This is a genomic window from Microcystis sp. M53602_WE12 (assembly GCF_030065455.1).
Classification (GTDB): domain Bacteria; phylum Cyanobacteriota; class Cyanobacteriia; order Cyanobacteriales; family Microcystaceae; genus Microcystis; species Microcystis aeruginosa.
Genome location: NZ_JASJFB010000047.1, coordinates 1 through 20,818 on the forward strand (window position 1 = coordinate 1; position 20,818 = coordinate 20,818).

Here is a 20,818-nt window from a genome sequence, read left to right on the forward strand (position 1 = left end):
GGCGCGGCCTTAACCCGCTAAGATATTAAGCTATCTAGGGTTGGCTGAAAAAGCTTTTCAGCCAACCCTAATTAGGGTTGGCTGAAAAGCTTTTTCAGCCAACCCTAGATAGCTTAATATCTTAGCGGGTTAAGGCCGCGCCTCTTTCGTACAAAGTGCGGGCATAATCGGTCCAAGTACCTTGGCCCCAATAACGGAAACAACTGGTTTGCACGAGCAAATTATAAAGCAGTGCCTCCAGATAATCCGGTCGTCGGGTGAAGCTAGGATCCGCCTGTACTAAAGGATCATATTTCTCGTGGAATTTAGCGCTTAATTGGTTCATCGGTTCGAGGACATTTTCGTAACCGCGCACCCAACTGAGATCATTGGTCCAAGATGCCCCATCCATGGTAAAACGGTGGTCGGACTGTTTTAACTCAGCGATCGCCTGTTCCACTGCTTCAGGGGTAGCGGCATCCGGATTAACTCGCTGCCAGATTTTATGCTGGTGTACGGCTTGAATTGGGGGATAATCTTGGGGATTAACGCCAGCGGCCTCGATTAACTCCAGATATTCCGTGCCGTTAAATCCTGCCACAGTGGAACCCCCCTGCATTTCCCGCCAAGGATTGGGAAAATCGCGAGGAAATTCATTCATCATCACGCCACCATTTTCACCGTCGGCAATCTGGGAACCTAGGGAAGGAACCCAAACGCCGCCGATTTGCTGTTTACCGCGGCATTTGGCCTCGTGGTAGGGTTGCATTTGGGCGACTAATTTGGTGTCGGAACCCTGGGTTTTAATCAAAGCAGTAATCGCAATCACTTCACCCCGAGAATTGCGCGCCACCAGGCGATTAGGAATATATTTTTGTTCCTGACTCAATCCCGAACCGTCGAGATTTTCCACCGAGTGTTCCTGTACCAATAACCAACGATAGCCGCATTCTTTCAGGGCTTTAATATACTCGTAGAGGGTATCGGGATGGTTAGGAAGGTGCATTTCCGGGGGAGAGAACCCTTTGACTCGTTTCAGGGCATCGGGGCCAAAAATCGAGGCAAAATAGGTTTGCCATGCTTGCATCTGTAATTTTAGATCGGGAATCGGTGTGGAAGGAGCCACCGCATGACTCCACATCGTCCCCAACCATTCCACATAGGGTTGATATTGACTGTTACAGGTGATTAATTTGAGTTTATCGAGGATATCCTGCCGTCCCATCTGTACCAAACCCCAGAGGAGATTGCCGGAATAATCGAGCATAATCCGGGGATTACAGCCTTCCGCCACCAATTCCGGGATAAAATCGCCCATGCGACTGTAACACCAGGCAAAAACGCTGGCATTATGGTTATCACCATCCCCCTGATTCTCGAACATATGCTGGAGATTGCAGATTAATTCACCATTAACACCCGCGGGGATGGTGGGTTGGTGCATATGCAAGGCACAGGCAAAACCAGCCTTGATATGGTCTAATTGGAGATTTGTTGTCGGTAAAAAGATCGGATCATCGTGATTAACAATCGCTGCGATTTCCTGTTCCCAACCGCAAATAGTCGGTAGTCCGGGGCGGATTTCCGTGATAGCGTTCGATTTCGATGATACGGGTGTAGCGATCATAATTTTTCAGGCGAATAGATTGAGATAGTTTGTCCCCACTCTCCCAGGGACAACTTTGTTTACTGGCAACAGGTCACTCTTGACTGTTCACTGCTAACTGAGCTAAGAGTGCGGACTTGATCCTATCCCATTTATACTGGGAGTAACCCTCTCCAGACACAAGCCTTCGTAACTCGTTAACAATCAAGATGATTCTTTACTGAACTTAACCGATCCTCGCACTATGATACAAACAACTATCCGCCCTTTTACCTGTAAATTTTAACCATGTTCTCGGCGACTACCGAAATTCTTGTTATCTTCTTCCTGATCCTCCTCAATGGAGTCTTTGCTCTCTCGGAAATTGCCATTGTCTCGGCCCGCAAAGTCCGTTTAGAACAATTAGCCAGAGATGATCGAAGGGCGGCGGTGGCCTTAAAATTGGCCAATGATCCCAATCAAATTTTATCGACGGTGCAGATTGGCATTACCCTAGTGGGTATCTTTGCCGGGGCCTACGGAGGAGCTAATTTATCGGTCAGTGTGGCGCAATTATTGGCCCAAGTTCCTGTTTTAGCCCCCTACAGTCAAGCTTTGGGATTAGGATTAGTGGTGTTAATTATTACCTATCTATCCCTAGTGGTGGGGGAATTAGTGCCGAAACGGTTAGGTTTAAGTAATCCTGAAAAAATCGCTATCCTCGTTGCTGATCCTCTGAATAGGTTATCAAAAATTGTTTCGCCCATTGTCCATCTTTTGAGTCAATCGACTAATCTGATTCTCGGTTTGTTGGGGATTAATACTAATAACAATGATTCCCCAATTACGGAAGAAGAATTGAAAATTATGCTTAAACAGGGAACCGCAGCGGGAACCTTTGAGGAAGCAGAACAGGATATGGTGGAAAGGGTGTTAGGATTGGGCGATCGCCGAGTAAGCCAGATTATGACCACGCGCCCAGATATTATTTGGCTAGATTTGGAAGATAGTGCCGAAATTAACCGCCAGAAGCTAATTGAGAGCAATCATAACCGTTTTCCTGTGTGTCAGGGCAGTTTAGATGAGGTTTTGGGGGTAATCGAAGTCACAGACTTATTGGCAGATTGTTTAACCGGTGAAAGTTTCGACCTGACGAAGGATTTACAACAGCCGCTTTTTGTGCCGGAAAGCACTAGGGGTTTAAAGGTGTTAGAATTGGTGCAGCAAAGTGGTCATCATATTGCCTTGGTAGTGGATGAGTACGGGGTGATTCAAGGATTGGTGACGCGCAAGGATATTTTAGAGGCAATTGTCGGCGATTTACCCCAATTAGATAATATTGAAGATGCTCAGATCGTGCAGCGGGAAGATGGTTCTTGGTTGATCGATGGTACAGTGGCGATCGAAGATTTTAAAGAGTTATTTGAAATCAGTGAATTACCCGGGGAAAAACAGGGCAATTATCACACTTTAGGTGGTTTTATTATTACCCATCTTGGCAGGATTCCGGCAGCTGCCGATCATTTTGAATGGCAAAGGTTGCGCTTGGAAGTGGTGGATATGGACGGTAATCGCGTCGATAAGGTGTTAGTCACGCTCTTGTTAGATGATTTGTAAGTAATTGTTAGTAAACATCTAGATTTTTTCAAGCTTGTGAAGACCGATACAATTTTTTATCAACTCTTGCAAACCTTTCCGGGGTTAATTTTTGAATTACTGGGAGAATCAACCCAGAAAGCTGAAAATTATCAATTTTCCTCCCGAGAAATCAAAGAATTAGCGCGTCGTTTTGACGGTATTTTTTTACCGACCACAGCAGCACCGGAACTAATGATTTACTTTGTTGAAGTGCAATTTCAGGATAAAAGTGATTTTTATTGGCGATTTTTAACAGAAATTGTCATCTATCTCAATCAGTATAAACCCGTTCAGGATTGGATAGCTGTAGCTTTATTTGCCTCCAGGGATCTGGATAATAACTTTCCCTATCAACTGCGGGGATTTGAGATAACGGGACAGATCAGACCTATTTATTTAGATGAATTAATCGATAGTCCGGCTCCGTCTCTGGGTTTAGGAATTATTCAGTTAATTGTCGCTACACCCCAATTAGCACAGCAACGAGGAAAACCACTTTTAGAAAAAGCGATCGCTGAAATTGATGATCTAGTTTTCCAGCAAAAAGTTGTAGAATTAATTGAAAGAACCTTAGCCTATAAATTTACTAATCTTAGTCGCACGGAGTTAGAAGCTATGTTCGGATTAGATGATCTCAGACAGACTCGACTTTATCAAGAAGCTAAACAAGAAGGTCGTGAAGAAGGTCGTGAAGAAGGTCGTGAAGAAGCTAAAACTGAAGCGATCGCTGGTTTACTAGCTTTAGGTTTAAGTATAGAACAGATTGCCACTGCTTTGCAATTAGAACTTACCAAAGTACAAGAGACAGCGGCCAAATTATCCCCCCCAAATTAGAAGGATAAATTATTAGGTTTCTCCCTGACTTTACCCTATTCATTCATATTACGATAGGTAGCCACTGCCGAGGGAGAAATGCGATTGAGATAACGGAAAATCCAATATTTTAAGACTGTATCCAAGATAACGGGAAAAGTGGCGATAAAGAGAAAATTAAACTGGCGATTTTCCGGTAAACCGAAATGACGACTTAATCCTTCTAGGATCACTTCCCAACCGTGGGGAGAGTGGAAACCGACAAATATATCGGTAAAGAGAATAATTAAAAAAGCTTTAGCTGAATCGCTAAGATTATAGAGAATGCCATCCAGAAAAGACTTGACAATCTCGATTTCCCGACGACTAAAAGCGACAACAAAACCAAAGGCAATCAGGGAACAAATATCGGCGAAAATATTAGCGATCGCATTTAAACCTCGTTGGCGAAATTCTTCACTTAGTACCGCGGCTTTTTTGGTAATTTCTCCCTCGATTTCTTCGTTAGATAATTTGGGTGCTAAACCAATCATACCTCGAAAATGTAAAGCTTCCTCAAATCTTCTCAATTCCGAAAAAGCTTCTTCTTCTAAATCCTGATTGATAAAAATAAACTGTTCCTGTTGTTGGAAATATTTATTAACCAAGGGGGTAATCAGGAAAGTTTTGGTTAATTGCTGGGTCAACAAAGGAACAATAATTAACAGTAAAATAAACTTGAGGGAAATGGCTGTTTTATAACGAGAATTGCGAAATTTCTTTAAAACTGCCTCCTCCGATTCCTCCGCTTGGGGATCAATTTCCTGTTTAATGCGATTAAAAGTATTGACAAAAGAACGGGGTAAAACCCCCGGTTTTTCCGTAGCTTTTTGGGATTTATTACTTTTGATTATTTCCTCATCTTCAATACTACCCGCTGCTAAAAAAGAGCGATTTCTAGAAGTCTTATTTTTGGCTGTTTCCTGCTCAAAATTTCTGTTCTGGATACTTTTGGGAACATCTTGAATATCTTCTTGCCAATAATTATCTTGATATTTTCCGATAATACTATCGATAAACTGAAGTTTTTTCAGACAAACATCTGTGGTGACAGTAATCACCCCATTATTAATTGTCGGTTGATTAGGTCCGAAAGTATTAACGATTGATCGACTAGCTTTAAACTCCGTCAATCTGACTTTAATTTTTTGCAGATAACCTTTAACTTCTGCGATAAAATAGGAATTAGTGCTGCTGCCATAATTCGAGAACTCCGCTGCCACTTTTCGCCCTTGAAAATGCTTATCTTCTATTTCCTTAATCTTCAAAGCTGCATGATAGGCCTCATCTAAAGAACGTTCAGGAGTTTGTAATAACCATTGATTAACACCTTGCAAAATCCGATTAAGATTCATAGGAAACAATTACTTCCACAAGGGAGAAAAGCTAGAGTACCGATCAGTTATCTTAACAAATACAATCCAGAAAAAACGATGTCAATCATACCAATTTGGATCGAAGGTGGGACTCGATCGGGAAAAACCACCGCTTTAGTCGGGGAATTTCGGCGCTGGGTTGTTTCTCAACTTCAGTCCCAGGATTCATTGTATCTCGATCGACCGAAATCATCGCCCCTTCCCCGATCGATCTTAGTTTTCGCTGCCAACGATGATAATAAACGAGAATTAGCCGATCAATTAGCCCTTGCTGTTAGGGGTAGCTATCCGATTCTCTGCAAAACCCCTTTAGGTTTTCTCACCGATGAAGTCATCCTGTTTTGGCCGTTAATTTTCGAGTTTTTGGAGCTAAAAGCGCAATTTCCCCGCCGATTACGCCCAGAAACGGAGCAGGAACTCGCCACCCGTCTCTGGCAACCAGCAATCGCTGAATTCTTCCAGCTTACTAGCATAAATGAATATCGTTTCGTCCGTCAAGTTCTCGATTTGTTACAATTAGCCGGCGCTAGTGGTGTTCCCGCAGAAAAGATACCCGAAAGATTAGCCGACGGATTATCAGAAACAGATCTAAAACGAGTTTTAGCGATTAATGAGCAGGAAACACCAGAAAAAGTGGGAGAATTAATCATTCAATGGCGTGATTGGTCTCTAGAACGTGGTTTATTAAGTTATGGTATCATCTACGAACTCTATTGGCGCTATTTATTTCCTGATAGTCGTTATCAGCAGCAACTATTAAAACGCTTCCGGGGAGTTTTTGCGGACGATGTGGACGATTATCCGGCTATTGCCAAGGATTTACTCAGTTTTTTCCTCGATCATGATTATTTTAGCGTTTTTACCTACAATCCCCAGGGAAAAATTCGCTTAGGATTAACTGCCGATCCCGATTATCTACAAAAATTAGCGGCACGCTGTCAAATTATGTCATTATCTACCACTGACGGGTTAGCTGCTCAGTTTAGCGAGACGGTTCTCTCCTTAATCAGCGACGGTAACTATCTTGGCAATCTTCCCGATCAATTCATCTCCCTGCAAACCACCTCTCGCGCCGAATTGTTACGGAAGACAGCCACAGCTATTATTCAAGCAGTCAAGCAAGGGGCAGTAAAACCCGAAGAAATCGCCGTTATTGCCCCCGGTTTAGACGAAATCGCCCGTTATAGCCTGATGGAAATTTTAACCGGTGCTGGGATACCCGTTCAACCCCTCAACGAACAACGACCCCTGATCAGTTGTCCTCTGATTCGGGCATTATTGACCCTTCTCGCCCTTGTTTATGAAAATTTGGGGCGTTTAGCCCCCCAAGAGGCTATAGCGGAAATGCTGGTGATTTTTAGCCGTTATCGCTGGGATGAAGAACAAAATTTAATTCCCGATATCGATCCAATCCGCGCCGGATTAATTGCCGATCATTGTTATCAAGTGGATCTGGAAAATCCCCGTTTATTAGCGATCGAAACTTTTCCCCGTTGGGATCGCTTAGGACAAAAAGCTTGTACTGCCTACGAAAGAATTTGTCACTGGATCGAAGGGATGAAAAAACGGCAGCAAGAAGCGAAACTTTTCCCGATTTTTGTCTTAAATCAAGCGATCGAACAATTATTAAACGATGGGGAAAATTTGCCCTTCGATCACTTGGCAGCTTTGCGAGAATTAATGGAAACTGCCCAACATTTTTGGGAGATTGATCGCCGTTTGCGTGAGAGTGAACCCTCTTTTCAAAGTCCCAGCGAAACTATTAGTCAGTTTATGCAACTTTTGCGTCGTGGCACAATCACTGCTAATCCCTATCCTGTGCGACAATTTATTAAATCTTCCCCGGCAGTTACCCTAGGCAATATCTTTCAATATCGTTCTTTTCGTTCTAGTCATCGTTGGCATTTTTGGCTAGATTGTTCCTCCCCACTCTGGGAACAAGGAGGTGCTTCCACTCTTTTTGCTGCGCCGATTTTTTGGCGAGAAAGTCCCTATCAACGCTGGACAACGGAAGCAGAATTAGAGGAAAATCAGGCACGTTTACAGAGAATTTTAAGGGATTTATTAGCAAGGGTAAGCGAAAAAGTTATCCTCTGTCACAGTGATTTAGGAGTATCGGGAACCGATCAAACCGGACAACTTTTATCTTTAGTACAAGCGGCAAAAGAATATGATTAAGCACTAGAACAAAATTAACTTCTTGGTTAGGAGAGGCAAAAGGCAATAGGCAAGAGGCAAAATGGGGAAATAAATAATCAGTTTTTAATAACTAGATTTAGTATAAGGTCTTTTTGGGTTGTAAATTAAAAGCTACCACCCCCGAACCACACAAGGGTTCTATCCAGCGCTCACAGTTTTGCTGATCCGCTAAACTTTTGATTGATGATACCAGTTTAGTTTTGATACCTTGACATTTAATCGGGGGAACAATGACGGCTGTTTTCATTAAAAACTAATAGAGAATTACATGAATACACTGGGGGAAACATTGAAAATCTCTCCTAAAATTTTCCCTTGAGCTTTACTAATCGATCGCTTGCCATTAACAATCTCAGAAACCACACCCTTAGAACCAATTTTACCAACTAAATCAGCTTGTTTCATGTTGTTAGCTGACATTAAGTGTAATAATACTTCCTGCGGTGAAGCTGGTTCGGGTTGAGGTTGTTTGGCATCAAAATCCTTAATAATTGTCGCCATTAATTTAACCATCGCGGTTTCTTCTGGTAGTCGATCCTGTTTACTAATTAGATTAAGGAGAAGATGACGCGCTTGCTCATATTATTCCTCATTTTCAATAATCTTGGGTTGAAATTTAGTCAACAGTTGATTATAAATATTTTGATTAAGTGCTAGAGTCATTTTTCTTTCGGTTAGACTGAACTTTTTGGGTGTGTTACTGCTTAACTTAAACCAGTGATTTTAACCAACTGTACCAAGCATCTAAACCTTCTCCAGTGGTAGCGGAAACTTGAAAAACTTTCAGATTGGGATTAACTTGATAGGCGTAATCTAAACAGCGATCGAGGTTAAAATTAACGTAGGGCAGTAGGTCTATTTTTGTCAAGATCATGACTTGAGAAGCGTGGAACATATAGGGATATTTAATCGGTTTATCTTCTCCTTCGGTGACGGAAAGAATGACGACTTTTGCATTTTCTCCCAAATCAAATAAAGCAGGACAAACTAGATTACCAACATTTTCGATCATGACTAAAGAATTCATCGGTGGATCGAGTTCGATTAATCCTCTCTCTACCATTGATGCTTCTAAATGACAACCTGTTCCGGTGTTAATTTGGATAACCTGACAACCGGTTTCACTAATTTTTTGGGCATCATTAGCTGTTGCTTGATCTCCCTCAATGACACTGATAGGAATAGCGGTTTTTAAATCGGCAATTGTGCGAGTTAACAGGGTAGTTTTTCCCGAACCGGGGGAAGAAACCAGATTAAGAGCAACAGTTTTTCTCCCCTTCAACCAACCGCGATTTTGTGCCGCTAATAGATTATTTTTTGCCAGCAGGTTTTGCTCAACTTGGAGAATATTACCATGAATTTGAGCGTGAATTTCCGCAGGATGATGGGGATGCTCATGCTCGTGAGCGTGAGCGTGAGCTTGATGGCTATGACTAATAACAGTACCATCGGCTAAAATATGTTCATGGGTTCCCGTTTGCGGATTAGTTAATGTTACTTCCGAGTTATCAGAACAACCACAGGTTACACACATAAGGATTCTGTCTCCAACGATTTGAGATTTAATTCTTGACCCTGTAAAATGACTATATTGCGACTACCACATCGATCGCAGATTCCGTAGGGATATTCTAGTTCTAGCTCATTTCCGCAATCTTGGCACTGTCCTAAACCGGAAATTTCCAGAATCTCTAACATTGCCCCCTCTATATTAGTACCTTGACAACAGGTATCAAAACAAAAAGCGATCGATTCTGGCATAATTGCCGTTAGTTTACCAATCTCTAACACCACGCGCTTAACTTTCATTCCTCGCGAGTGTTCTAAAGCAAGTTCAATAATATTTTGGGTAATTCCTAGTTCGTGCATTTTCAGTTATCAGTTATCAGTTATCAGTTATCAGTTATCAGTTATCAGTTATCAGTTATCAAGGAAATTTCAACTAAAACCCCAAAACCCCAACTATTTGAGGGTTCAAAACAGCAAAAATAAGGATTAAATTGCCTAAAATCTGTAAATAGACCATTTAATTGATTATTATTCATTTTTAATTCTCCTGACTCCTGACGACCGGCTCCTGACTCCTGACTCCTGACTACTGACTCCTGACTCCTGACTCCTGACTTCTAACCCTAACAACAAACTTTTTCAGCAAACCCTAATTAACATATTCTCGGTAATTGTTCACCGACTAACATATCGAGAATTCTGTTAGTGCCGAAAGGGGTTTTTAAGTAAACTAAATTGGGGGGAGAAGCGACGACTTCCCCGATAGAAGCGGCATTTTTACCGTCAGGATGGGAACGCATCACTGCTAAAACGCGATTTTCCGCCTCCAGAGGCACGACAAGGACTAATTTGCCCTCATTTGCCAGATAAAGCGGTTCTAAGCCCAATAATTCGCACATTCCTCGCACTTCTTCCCGGATGGGGATCGCCGTTTCCTGCACCTGTATTCCCACCCCTGAACTTTGGGCAAATTCGTTTAAAACCGTGGCTAATCCGCCTCTAGTGGCATCCCGCATCGCTTTAACTTGCGGGCAAACGGCCAGAATTGCAGAAATTAAAGAATTCAGGGCTTGACAATCGCTTTCGATTGTGCATTGTAGGTCTAATTCGCCCCTAGCAATCAGAATGGCGGCACCGTGATCCCCCAGAAAACCGTTAATCAAAATGCGATCGCCAACTTGTAAATTATTCGCCCCGGAATTGATTCCGGCCGGAATTACTCCGACTCCAGAGGTGTTAATAAATATTTGATCCCCTTGTCCCTTGAGAACGACTTTTGTATCCCCGGTGACGATTTTTACCGCTGCTTTTTCGGCGGCTATTTTCATGCTGGTAACGATGGTTTTTAGGATGTCAATAGATAAACCTTCTTCGAGGATAAAACTACAACTGAGATAGAGAGGAATTGCCCCACCGACAGCCAAATCATTAACGGTTCCATTGACTGCTAAACTGCCAATATCACCCCCCGGAAAGAATAGAGGAGAAACCACATAGGAATCGGTTGTAAATGCCAAGCGCTCGCCTATTTTAGCCAAATCTTTAATCTCAAATCGGGCTTGATCTTCAAGGGGTGCCAGTAAGTTATTATCGAAGTTACTAACGAATATCTCGTTAATTAAATCCCGCATTGCTCTGCCACCGCTGCCATGGGAGAGAGTGATATTTGTGTCGGTAATTTTTGTTTTTTTTAATTTTAAAGAAGCTGAAGGAGTGCTAGTCATAGGTGAGGTAGTAAGTTTTCGTTTTGGGTAGTCGGTGGCCGATAGCAAATTAGGTTACACTTTATCTTGATGAAAAACACTGTCATAGCTTACTGCTAGATTATATTAATGGGTTTCTGGTATTTCTCGCACTTTTTCTACAGTTAAGTCCAAGGCTTGAGCAATTTGTTCTACCGTTAAACCTAAAGCCAATAAACGCGGCACAGATTCCAGTTTACCTTCCAGTTTACCTTCCAGTTTACCTTCCAGTTTACCTTCCAGTTTACCTTCCAGTTTACCTTCCAGTTTACCTTCTTCTCGAACGTCTTGAAAATAACGGGTTTGTTTCAGTTCATCTAAACTAAACATGGCTTCTATCTCCCGGCGACTTAGACGTGGTAATTTATAGATAAGGATCGTTTCTATTAATTGTAGGAGGTTTTGCGGTTGGGTAAATTCAGTTCGCACTCGTTCAATAAGTTGTTTGGCTGTTGCCACGGCTTGATTTTCTTTAGCAATAATTAATTTTATGGTGGCAATACCGAGGGAATCTTGATTAATATCATCTAGTTCATCTAAATAGATTCGCGTCACTCTCCCAGATGTCAATAAGTCTTGATAACGTAAAATCTTATCTGATTCTACCCGACGATGGGGATAAATGACCACCCCGCGCCAATCATTGTTAAAAGCAGTTTTACTAAGATATAAGAAGATTTCAGCAAAGAAACGGCCATAAAAATTCTGATCATCTTGAAATTGCACCTCGCAGAAATAAATAGGAATGCTAGGATCGGTAATATTGGGCAAAAATACGCCATCAATACGAAAAGCTAGTTGCTTGATTTCGACGGAATCAAAGCGGTAATTCTCGGCTTCTCCGGGGGAAAGGTTGATTAATTCAAAGAAAATTGACGGATAAGATTGAAAAAGATCATAAAAAATACTGTCGGTTTTCATGCCCGGACTTGTGGTGTAAACTATGCAAAAATATAGAGATAGAGAGTTTTCCTACTAATTAGCCTGATTATAGCAGTTATCTTCGCCAAAACAAATGCTAAAAGCCGATCCGGGAAAAGCTAAGTAGGTAGGTGTTAAAAGTTGTCAGACACCCCCCTTATTAAGGGGGGATTAAGGGGGGATCCCCCCGCCTATCGGCACCCCCCTTATCAAGGGGGGCAGGGGGGATCAGAGGCAAAATCTATCTTCAATTTAATTATAACTACTTACTTAATAGCTAAAATAACTGACAACCGATCGAGTCTAAACATCTCCCCCTGGTCAGGGCGCTATAGCTGACAGTGAGTCGCTATAATAGAATTCGCCGATCGCTAACTTCTCCCTCGGTAAAATTTCTATGACTGGAAGACTGAACAAGCTACAACAAGATTTAAGGAACATAGAAACGGAAGTGGCAAATTTAGCCGAAAGAATGCGGGAAAAATACCGAATTTATCTTGATTTACTCGGTGAATCTCTCTATAAACAGGCGATCGGGGCAGTGTATCATATCTGTACCCGCTACTATGGGGGGGAATTTCTGGCTCTCTCCCACAGCAATCGTCAGAAACTACAAGAGGAGATCAAAGCTCTAGGACAAGAGGCTAAAGCCAGTTTACAGCAATTGGGCGAGCAGAGCTTCGATCGAGGGGCATTTTCAGGGGTAGGATTCTCTAAAAGTCCAGCAGAGACGAAAAATACCCCAGATTTCTTGAAACTTTTTCTAAACAAACCAGAAAATCTAGCCGCAACTGGAGAGATTAATAACCCCGATATTTTACTTTATTGTTGTCGAGTGCTGGAAAAAAACTGTATCGAGATTCTCAATCATCTCTCCAAACAAATTAATCAGCAACTACAAAAAGCTTATATTCTTCCCCCTCATCTACCCAGTCAAATTATCGATATGGCAATTCAAGCGGGAGAAGAGGGACAATCCCTAGGTGGAGGAAATAATATGTTAAACATTTTAGTAGAAGCTAAAAACCCTGAACCAGAGGAGGAAAAAGATGAAGATGAAGATGAAGATGAAGATGAAGATGATGGGGATGAGCATGATTTTTCAAGTGGCAAAGTCACTAAAGTAACGGCGATTCATCTACGAATGGCTGAACTGGAATTTGCTGATACGCGCTTAAGTGTGGAAAGAAATCAAATTCGCTCCCTTTGGGAACAATTAAATCGTCTAGGGGAACAATATCATCGTATTCGCAAAGAATATACTATCGCTCAAGCGGAAGCGGCATGGCGCAGTAGTTGGTACGATTAATCAGTTATGATCAAACAGGGGTATCAGGGAAGCATAATACTGGGAAATTTGGAATCAAGAGGCAATTATGAAAGGGGAAATACCCGACTGGGTGAGATTACAAAAAGCCTTATCTGTAGAAGCGGAAAAAGGTTATCCCGATCTTCAGGGAAATCAGTACCGTTTTAGCGAGTTTTTCTGTCTTAGTTTCGGGGATAATCCTCCCGTGGGAATTTCCACCAGTGAGAGAAATCGCTGGCGAGAATTAGCCCAAAAATTTGCCCAATATTCCCAGTTTAATCCCAGACAAAGACAACAATTAGTCACCGAAACTCGCAATTTTTTACAACAATTACGGCAAACTTTAGAAGCAACCCCCACCCCAAAAGAACCAGCTGTGGCGAAAATTATTAATACCACTCCCATCACGGCAAAGGCTATTTCTCCACGGCAAGTTACCCTCGAACAACCCTTGAAATATCTAGCGGAAGTGGGAGAGAGAAAAGCTGGTCTTTTAGAAAAATTAAACCTCCACAAAGTTGAAGATTTATTATATTATTATCCCCGGGATCATATTGATTACAGTCGTCAAGTCAATATCGCTAATTTAACCGAGGGGGAAACGGTAACTTTAGTGGGGAATGTCAAGCGCTGTAATTGTTTTACTAGCCCCAAAAATACCAAGTTAGCTATCTTTGAATTGCTCTTACAGGATCGCACTGGACAGATAAAATTAAACCGTTTTTATGCGGGAACTCGCTATACTAATCGTGCTTGGCAAGAAGGACAAAAAAAACTCTATCTGGTGGGTTCGGTGGTGGCGGTTAGTGGTTTAGTCAAAGCGGGTAAATATGGGTTAACTTTAGAAAATCCTGAATTTGAATTATTAGACAGTTCTGGGGCAAGTATTGAGTCCTTAAAAATCGGGCGTATTCTGCCGGTTTATCCCCTCACCGATGGAGTACCCGCCGACCTAATTAGAAAGGCTGTAGTCGCCGCTTTTGGGGCAGTAGAGGCGATAAAAGATCCCTTGCCTTTCGGTCTAAGAAAACAATACGGATTAATCGATTTAAAAACGGCAATTACTAACATTCATTTCCCTAATAATGCCGAGATTCTAAGTCAAGCGCGACGGCGATTAGTCTTTGATGAATTCTTCTTTTTACAATTGGGTTTTCTGCGGCGGCGGCAACAGTATCGTCAGACACAAAAAAGTGCTGTTTTTAGTGCTAAGGGTCAACTAATTGATCGATTTAATCAGATAATTCCCTTTCAATTAACTAATGCTCAGAAACGAGTTATTGAAGAAATTTTAGAGGATTTAGATTCTAGCACCCCGATGAATCGTCTTGTGCAGGGGGATGTGGGTTCTGGCAAAACAATTGTCGGAGTTTATGCTATTTTAGCAGCCCTACAATCCGGTTATCAAGCGGCATTAATGGCTCCCACGGAAGTTTTAGCAGAACAACATTATCGTAAGTTAGTTAGCTGGTTTAATCTCTTACATTTACCCGTAGAATTATTAACTGGTTCCACAAAAACTGCTAAACGGCGAGAAATTCACGCCCAATTAGAGACAGGAGAATTACCACTTTTAGTGGGAACTCATGCCCTAATTCAAGATGCAGTTAATTTCCGCAAATTAGGTTTAGTTGTTATTGATGAACAGCATCGCTTTGGGGTACAACAAAGGGCAAGATTATTAAGCAAAGGAGAGTCTCCCCACGTTTTAACCATGACAGCAACACCGATTCCCCGTACTTTAGCTTTAACCCTGCATGGGGATTTGGATGTGAGTCAAATTGACGAATTACCCCCCGGCAGACAACCGATTCAAACCAGCGCTTTAAATGGGAATCAAAGAAGGGCTGCCTATGATTTAATTCGGCGTGAAATTGCCCAAGGCAGACAAGCTTATGTGATTTTTCCCTTGATTGAAGAATCGGAAAAATTAGATGTTAGGGCTGCGGTGGAAGAATATCAAAATTTATCAGAAAAGATTTTTCCCAATTTTAATATCGGTTTACTCCATGGTCGCATGAGTTCCGCCGAAAAAGAGGAAATCTTAACAGCTTTTCGCGATAATATTCTGCAAATTATTGTCTCAACTACGGTTATCGAAGTGGGGGTGGATGTTCCCAATGCCACGGTGATGTTAATTGAAAATGCCGAACGTTTTGGCCTTTCACAATTGCATCAATTACGGGGGCGCGTTGGCAGAGGTTCCCATCAATCCTATTGTTTACTTTTAAGTGGCAGTAATAGTGCTAATTCCCGTCAAAGATTGACGGTTTTGGAACAATCCCAAGACGGCTTTTTTATCTCGGAAATGGATATGCGATTTCGCGGTCCGGGGGAAGTTTTAGGACAACGACAATCGGGTTTACCAGATTTTGCCCTCGCTAGTTTAGTCGAGGATCAAGAGGTGTTAGTTTTGGCAAGAGATGCCGCCGAAAAAATTATGTTAGATGATCCCCATTTAATCACTTTGCCCAATTTGAAACAAGCCTTAGAAGCTAAATATCAACGGATGTTGGGAGCGGATATTTTAACTTGATTTAGATGTTCAGTGATCAGTAAACAGTAATACTAAATCCAGTTATTAAAAACTGATTATTTATTCTCCGTTTTGCATAGCCCATACTCAACGGATTTACTATTACTTCCGATTTTATCACTCAATCCAAGCTTTTGGGGGGTTCTACCCCCCAAACCCCCCGTTGGGGGCGTGGCGCCGCCCCCAAACCCCCCGCGCATTAGTTTTTCGGTGGGATGCTTACACGCAGCCGCTGACACATCTGTAATAATTTAAGAGTCACTCCACTTGCAGGAGTGCCTCTCCTGATATGTAGCCTATACTCAGCGGATTTAGTATAATCAGTAAACAGTAATCAGTGAAAAGACAGTAGCAAACTGCCATTTGATGAGGCTCACTTAATACATACTGCTCACTCAAAACTTAAAACTCAAATCTTATAACTGATAACTGATAACTGATAACTGATAACTGACGACTGATAACTGATTCAATTAACCAAATTTAATCATTTCTCGTCCTGCCATCACGGGTAATTCCCCTTTTAAAATCGGGATCAGTGTCTCGCGAATTCTGTCCGCATCGGGGGGACAACCCGGCATAAAAATATCGATGGGAATGACTTGATGGACGGGCAGCACTTGATCTAATAATTCGGGAACGATACCGGGTTCTTCTGGTAGTTGAGGGGTGTTATCTCCTAACTCTAAATAAGCCCTTTTTAGCACGGGATCGGCAGTTCCTAACATATTCCGCATAGCGGGAACGTTAGCAGTCACGGCGCAATCACCAAAAGAAACGACGGTTTTGGTATTTTGGCGGACTAGATGAATTAGTTCTAAATTATCCTGATTAGCGATCGCTCCTTCCACTAAACAGACATCGACATTTTCGGGATAGGTTTTCAGATCGCAGCCGACGGGACTATACACCACGTCAACTTTTTCGGCTAATTCTAACAGCCATTCATCCAAATCGAGGAAGGACATATGGCATCCCGAACAACCGGCTAACCAGACAGTAGCGAAGCGAATTTTACTCATAATTTTAATTTCTTGGTTGGTATTGTTGGCTGAGTTGCAATTTGGTCAAAAGGATCAAATGAAAAGAAATACTCTTTTAAGCTATTTTTGCCTCCCGGATAAACTCTTGCATTTTTTCCTCAAAGAAAGGAGCTAAATCTAGATTTTTCCAGTCTTTAAGTAGCTCAAAAATAATCGCCTCCGATGCAAAATTTCCCGTATAGGAAATAAAAGAAAAAGGACGTTTACTGAAATTGAGCAAACAGCTTAAAATCGTGCAATGGTCTTTTACTCCAAAACCAAGAGAACAGGTTTTATCTCGATCTTTTACTCGCCAATTATCAGCACTTTTGGCATAAATATCTAGGGCAACTAAAGCGGAATCCACTTCTCTAGAATATTTAATTAAGAGCGAATACAAAACCCTAGGCTCTTGACTAATATCAGACAAAATTTCAATTATCCGACAAGGAATACTAGAAAATTGCGCCGTCAAATTGGAGAGAGACTGACACATTTCTAGGGCTTGTAGAAATTGCGATTCGGGTGATGTGGTCATAATTATCTTGTTTGCTGAATTGAATCAGACCAAGGATATTGTTTTTGTGCCAGTAAATGCGCTTGTTGCTGCGAAAAGCCTCGATTAATCACTAAGTCAGATTCGTAGATTTCATGATTGAGAAACATCCGATCAAGATTATTCCCTTGAGCGCCAGCGAGTCTTCGCCAAGCTGCTACCATTAAACCTTCGGGAAAAAATTGATATCGAGACACTCCCGATCCAAAAGCATAATCCTTGGCGCGTCGGATATCGATCTCCGATATTTCGTATTGGGCAGCAATCTCTAGGATATCTTGATTATTATCCATAATCTGATCATATTCCTCCCTTACCTTGGCGGTTAGTTTCTGCTCGTAGATATCTAAATGCGCCCATCGATCACTATCACCCTCCATTGATTACTTTAACGCGTCCATTGGTGTTGAGTCCTAGCATTAACTAAAAATTCCAACTTCGAGCGATCTTCCTCTTTTTCAGAAACGGCGGAACCCTTGCGGAATATCGCCCCGGTTGGACAAGCGGCAACACATTTGCCGCAGGAAGTACAGGCAGAAACGCTGCCCCAAGGCTGATCCATTCCCGCAATAATTTTATCTTTTTCGCCGCGATAAGCCAGATCCCAAACGTGCGCCCCTTCAATTTCATCACAGACTCGCACACAACGGGTACAGAGAACACAACGATTATGATCGATACCGAAAAGAGGATGGGAAATATCCACTTCTCGCTTGGGAAAACGGTAGGGAAAACGACTATGATCCATACCCACTTCGATGGCTAAATCTTGCAATTCACAGTTACCATTAGCCACACAAACCGCACAAACGTGATTGCCTTCAGCGAATAATAATTCCACCGTCATGCGGCGATATTCTTTCAGTTTTGGGGTATCGGTATGAACCACCATTCCTTCCGCCACCTCCGTTACACAGGCGGGTAATAATTTATTAATACCTTCAATTTCTACCAAACATAAGCGACAGGCGGCCACTTCGGAAACCCCATCGAGATGACAGAGGGCGGGAATTTTTATTCCTACCTGACTAGCTGCCGCCAGAACTCGCGAACCCGCTTCGATCGCTACATCTTTACCATCAATGCTTAAAGTGATTACGGACATAAAAATTATTCTCCTTGAGGATAATATCCCTCTCCTTCCCATAGGCCACGGTTTGTGGCCAAGGGTGGGATTTTTACAGAAAGTTTTAACCTAGACAATCGGCTAAGTCTTTTGCGGGGGTGGTAATCGGCTGCAGGTGATAGGTATCGGAGAGGACTTTGAGGACGTTGGGGGAGATAAATGCCGGTAAAGTTGGTCCCAGACGGATATTTTGCATACCTAGATGTAGCAGGGTGAGCAGTACAGCGATCGCTTTTTGTTCGTACCAAGAGATAATTAGGGAGAGGGGTATCTCGTTGACGCTAACGTTAAAAGCGTTGGCTAATCCTAGGGCGATTTTGATGGCACTATAGGCATCGTTACATTGTCCCAAGTCCATTAGCCGGGGTAATCCTTCGATGCTACCTAATTGTTTGTCGAAAAAGCGGAATTTTCCACAGGCAAGGGTTAAAACGATGCAATCTTCGGGAACTTGTTCCACGAATTCGGTGTAGTAATTGCGATCGGGTTTTGCCCCATCGCAGCCCCCAACTAGGAAGAAGTGACGGATTTTACCCTGTTTAAGGGCATCAACCACCGTATCAGCGACACTGAGAACGGTATTGTGGGCAAATCCTACCATTACCTGCCGAGGTTCGCTTATTTCAGTAAATCCGGGCAATGACTGCGCTTTAGCAATCACGGGACTAAAATCGATCGCACCGTCCACTGTTTCTAAGCGGTTAATATGGGCATAACCCACAGGTCCGAGGGTAAAGAGTTTACTTTCATAGTTTTCGTGGGGAGGCATGAGACAATTAGTAGTTAAAACTATTGCCCCCGGAAACTTAGCAAATTCTTTAGTTTGATTTTGCCAGGCGGTGCCATAATGACCGTAGAGATGGGGATATTTTTCTTTGAGTTTTGGATAACCGTGGGCGGGTAATAATTCTCCGTGGGTATAGACTGTTATCCCAGTATTGGCAGTTTGTGCCAGTAAAGCCGCTAATTGTTTAATATCATGGCCGGAGACTAAAATGGCTTTACCTAGACGCGGATTTAAGGGAACATTTGTCGGTATGGGATGACCGTAGGTTTCGGTATGACCTTGATCTAATAATTCCATGGCCCGCAGGTTTGCTGCCCCAACTTTTAGACAGATTGCCACCCAATCATTCAGGTTTAAATCACTGCGATCAATTGCCGCTAAAGTCTCTTGGATAACCTGATAAACTGAGTCATCCTCTTGACCTAATTCCTGAGCGTGGAAAGTATAGGAAGCAAGACCTTTAACTCCGTAGATAGCGGTTAACTTTAGGGAAAAAATATCGAGATCCTGTACTTTTTCAATTAGTTCTAAGGATACTTCTTGACCTTGACTGACTAGGCTCTCATTAAAATTAGGCTGATAGTTAGCAAGTGCAGACCAGTCCACCGATCCCAATTGTGCTTTTAAATTTTCCCGAATCTCTAAACAACGCTGAATATAATCGGTAAAACGTCTTTGATCGAAGTTCACATTGGTCATGGTGGCGAAAAGCGACTCGCAGGTAAAAATATCGGCTTCGCGAGTAGATATCGCCGCTTCTTTGGCTTTTAAAACCACCGATGCTAATCCCCGCAGACAATAAACTAATAAGTCTTGAACGGCGTTGACTTCGGGACTTTTTCCACAGGCTCCCCACTGATGACAACCATTACCACTAGCGGTTTGTTCGCATTGTTCACAAAACATAAGTTTTCTCTCTTTTTTCAGTGGATTGACAGATTGTTGCGATTTTTTTCTACTAAATTTAATTCTGCTTTTTTGAAAGTTAGTTATCGGCCCTCACCCAGCAAGAATTATGGATTTTACGACTGGAAAGCTTGTCTTGACAGCCTCTACTCTCTGAACTATGTTTTTATTCTCTCACTCTTTTTGCCGGTTGGGTTCTGATTTTAGATTTCCTCAAGAATTACCGATTAAACAATTATTTAGTTGTCTTATTAAATTAAGTATTTTTTGTGATTTTTATGATATAATGAGCGAGATTTTCGATTTTTAGGTGGGTGTTTGCCAGTGTCATAGCAATCGGTCTCCTGATTAGGATAGAAAGTTGGAAATTAAGAGTTATTATCGCCTAACTGTGATGATGGGATTGCTTTCGACATAGATAGTCATCTCTTTTGTTATTTACTTAACTTAGCAATGATTGAAACCGCTCATCTCCCCGAATCTGCTCGAAATCTTTATCTGTTTTTGCCAGATCCTGATATTTGACATCAAGACTGATGAACGATTTATTTTATTAGTGGTATTCCGATATCTTTGCATATTTTATTAGCGAGAATATCCCTAATTTCCGTATGTCTTGGAATCGCAGATCTTTTATTTAGGGTTTGCTGAATAAATCTAAAAACCTTGTTGGATAAGGCTTTTAGACTTTTTTTCCCTGAAAAAGTGCCTACCATTGGAGTGATTGGGGGGAAAATTTAGGGATTTTTTCCCTGAAAATTAGGTAATTGACCAC

18 protein-coding genes and 1 pseudogene are annotated in these 20,818 nt (G+C 42.1%); 5 read left to right on the plus strand and 14 right to left on the minus strand.

Translation table 11 applies throughout. From position 1 onward, the window contains the following. Nucleotides 1-121 precede the first annotated feature (121 nt). Nucleotides 122-1,606 carry a polysaccharide deacetylase family protein gene (locus tag PX482_RS01980; protein WP_002796456.1) on the minus strand — a complete coding sequence of 495 codons (1,485 nt, stop codon included), beginning with the start codon at nt 1,604-1,606 and terminating at the stop codon, nt 122-124. Nucleotides 1,607-1,873: 267 nt separating this feature from the next. Here PX482_RS01980 and PX482_RS01985 point away from each other — a divergent pair, with 267 nt between their 5' ends. Both PX482_RS01985 and PX482_RS01990 read left to right on the plus strand, forming a co-directional pair. Next, nucleotides 1,874-3,181 carry a hemolysin family protein gene (locus PX482_RS01985; protein WP_288093976.1) on the plus strand — a complete coding sequence of 436 codons (1,308 nt, stop codon included), beginning with the start codon at nt 1,874-1,876 and terminating at the stop codon, nt 3,179-3,181. A 36-nt stretch (nt 3,182-3,217) separates the two neighbouring features. Next, nucleotides 3,218-4,036 (plus strand): Rpn family recombination-promoting nuclease/putative transposase, encoded by an 819-nt coding sequence (locus PX482_RS01990; protein WP_288093978.1) that lies wholly within the window; start codon nt 3,218-3,220, stop codon nt 4,034-4,036. A gap of 35 nt (nt 4,037-4,071) precedes the next feature. Here PX482_RS01990 and PX482_RS01995 read toward each other — a convergent pair whose 3' ends face one another. Beyond that, nucleotides 4,072-5,409, minus strand: a complete 1,338-nt coding sequence (locus PX482_RS01995) for a proton extrusion protein PcxA (protein WP_002760527.1) — start codon at nt 5,407-5,409, stop codon at nt 4,072-4,074. Between the two features lie 78 nt (nt 5,410-5,487). Here PX482_RS01995 and PX482_RS02000 point away from each other — a divergent pair, with 78 nt between their 5' ends. Next, nucleotides 5,488-7,608: a PD-(D/E)XK nuclease family protein gene (locus tag PX482_RS02000; RefSeq protein WP_288122011.1), complete on the plus strand. Its 2,121-nt coding sequence runs from the start codon at nt 5,488-5,490 to the stop codon at nt 7,606-7,608. 97 nt (nt 7,609-7,705) lie between these two features. On the opposite strand, the gene PX482_RS02005 is transcribed toward PX482_RS02000, so the two are convergent. The 6 genes and pseudogenes from PX482_RS02005 to PX482_RS02030 form a co-directional block, all read right to left on the minus strand. Then, nucleotides 7,706-7,876 carry a DNA adenine methylase gene (locus PX482_RS02005; RefSeq protein ID WP_002760529.1) on the minus strand — a complete coding sequence of 57 codons (171 nt, stop codon included), beginning with the start codon at nt 7,874-7,876 and terminating at the stop codon, nt 7,706-7,708. 17 nt (nt 7,877-7,893) lie between these two features. After that, nucleotides 7,894-8,292 (minus strand): annotated as a pseudogene (locus PX482_RS27590) (helix-turn-helix domain-containing protein). Nucleotides 8,293-8,338: 46 nt separating this feature from the next. Further along, on the minus strand, nt 8,339-9,163 hold the full coding sequence (hypB, locus tag PX482_RS02015) for a hydrogenase nickel incorporation protein HypB (RefSeq protein ID WP_288058150.1): 825 nt from the start codon (nt 9,161-9,163) through the stop codon (nt 8,339-8,341). Beyond that, a complete protein-coding gene (locus PX482_RS02020; protein ID WP_002760536.1) occupies nt 9,154-9,498 on the minus strand; it encodes a hydrogenase maturation nickel metallochaperone HypA/HybF in 345 nt (114 codons plus the stop codon). The genes hypB and PX482_RS02020 overlap by 10 nt, the downstream gene beginning before the upstream one ends. Before the next feature lie 293 nt (nt 9,499-9,791). Continuing rightward, a complete protein-coding gene (hypE, locus tag PX482_RS02025; RefSeq protein ID WP_288097146.1) occupies nt 9,792-10,862 on the minus strand; it encodes a hydrogenase expression/formation protein HypE in 1,071 nt (356 codons plus the stop codon). A gap of 105 nt (nt 10,863-10,967) precedes the next feature. Continuing rightward, nucleotides 10,968-11,801: an Rpn family recombination-promoting nuclease/putative transposase gene (locus tag PX482_RS02030; RefSeq protein WP_002760540.1), complete on the minus strand. Its 834-nt coding sequence runs from the start codon at nt 11,799-11,801 to the stop codon at nt 10,968-10,970. 397 nt (nt 11,802-12,198) lie between these two features. On the opposite strand from PX482_RS02030, the gene PX482_RS02035 reads away from it, so the two are divergent. Both PX482_RS02035 and recG read left to right on the plus strand, forming a co-directional pair. Then, the gene (locus PX482_RS02035; RefSeq protein ID WP_002760541.1) at nt 12,199-13,110 is read left to right on the plus strand and encodes a hypothetical protein; all 912 of its coding nucleotides are present in this window, start codon (nt 12,199-12,201) and stop codon (nt 13,108-13,110) included. A 67-nt stretch (nt 13,111-13,177) separates the two neighbouring features. Then, the gene (gene recG, locus PX482_RS02040; protein WP_002760542.1) at nt 13,178-15,646 is read left to right on the plus strand and encodes an ATP-dependent DNA helicase RecG; all 2,469 of its coding nucleotides are present in this window, start codon (nt 13,178-13,180) and stop codon (nt 15,644-15,646) included. 473 nt (nt 15,647-16,119) lie between these two features. Here recG and PX482_RS02045 read toward each other — a convergent pair whose 3' ends face one another. The 6 genes from PX482_RS02045 to PX482_RS28015 form a co-directional block, all read right to left on the minus strand. Further along, a complete protein-coding gene (locus PX482_RS02045; RefSeq protein ID WP_002740992.1) occupies nt 16,120-16,668 on the minus strand; it encodes an NADH-quinone oxidoreductase subunit B family protein in 549 nt (182 codons plus the stop codon). A 76-nt stretch (nt 16,669-16,744) separates the two neighbouring features. Beyond that, nucleotides 16,745-17,206 carry a hypothetical protein gene (locus PX482_RS02050; RefSeq protein ID WP_002760543.1) on the minus strand — a complete coding sequence of 154 codons (462 nt, stop codon included), beginning with the start codon at nt 17,204-17,206 and terminating at the stop codon, nt 16,745-16,747. Between the two features lie 2 nt (nt 17,207-17,208). Further along, nucleotides 17,209-17,604, minus strand: a complete 396-nt coding sequence (locus PX482_RS02055; RefSeq protein WP_002760544.1) for a hypothetical protein — start codon at nt 17,602-17,604, stop codon at nt 17,209-17,211. An 8-nt stretch (nt 17,605-17,612) separates the two neighbouring features. After that, complete coding sequence (hoxU, locus tag PX482_RS02060; RefSeq protein ID WP_002760545.1) at nt 17,613-18,329, minus strand: bidirectional hydrogenase complex protein HoxU; 717 nt, start codon at nt 18,327-18,329, stop codon at nt 17,613-17,615. Between the two features lie 85 nt (nt 18,330-18,414). Then, nucleotides 18,415-20,043 (minus strand): hydroxylamine reductase, encoded by a 1,629-nt coding sequence (gene hcp, locus PX482_RS02065; RefSeq protein ID WP_002760546.1) that lies wholly within the window; start codon nt 20,041-20,043, stop codon nt 18,415-18,417. 442 nt (nt 20,044-20,485) lie between these two features. After that, a complete protein-coding gene (locus PX482_RS28015) occupies nt 20,486-20,581 on the minus strand; it encodes a TPR end-of-group domain-containing protein (protein ID WP_394296123.1) in 96 nt (31 codons plus the stop codon). Nucleotides 20,582-20,818: the final 237 nt, after the last annotated feature.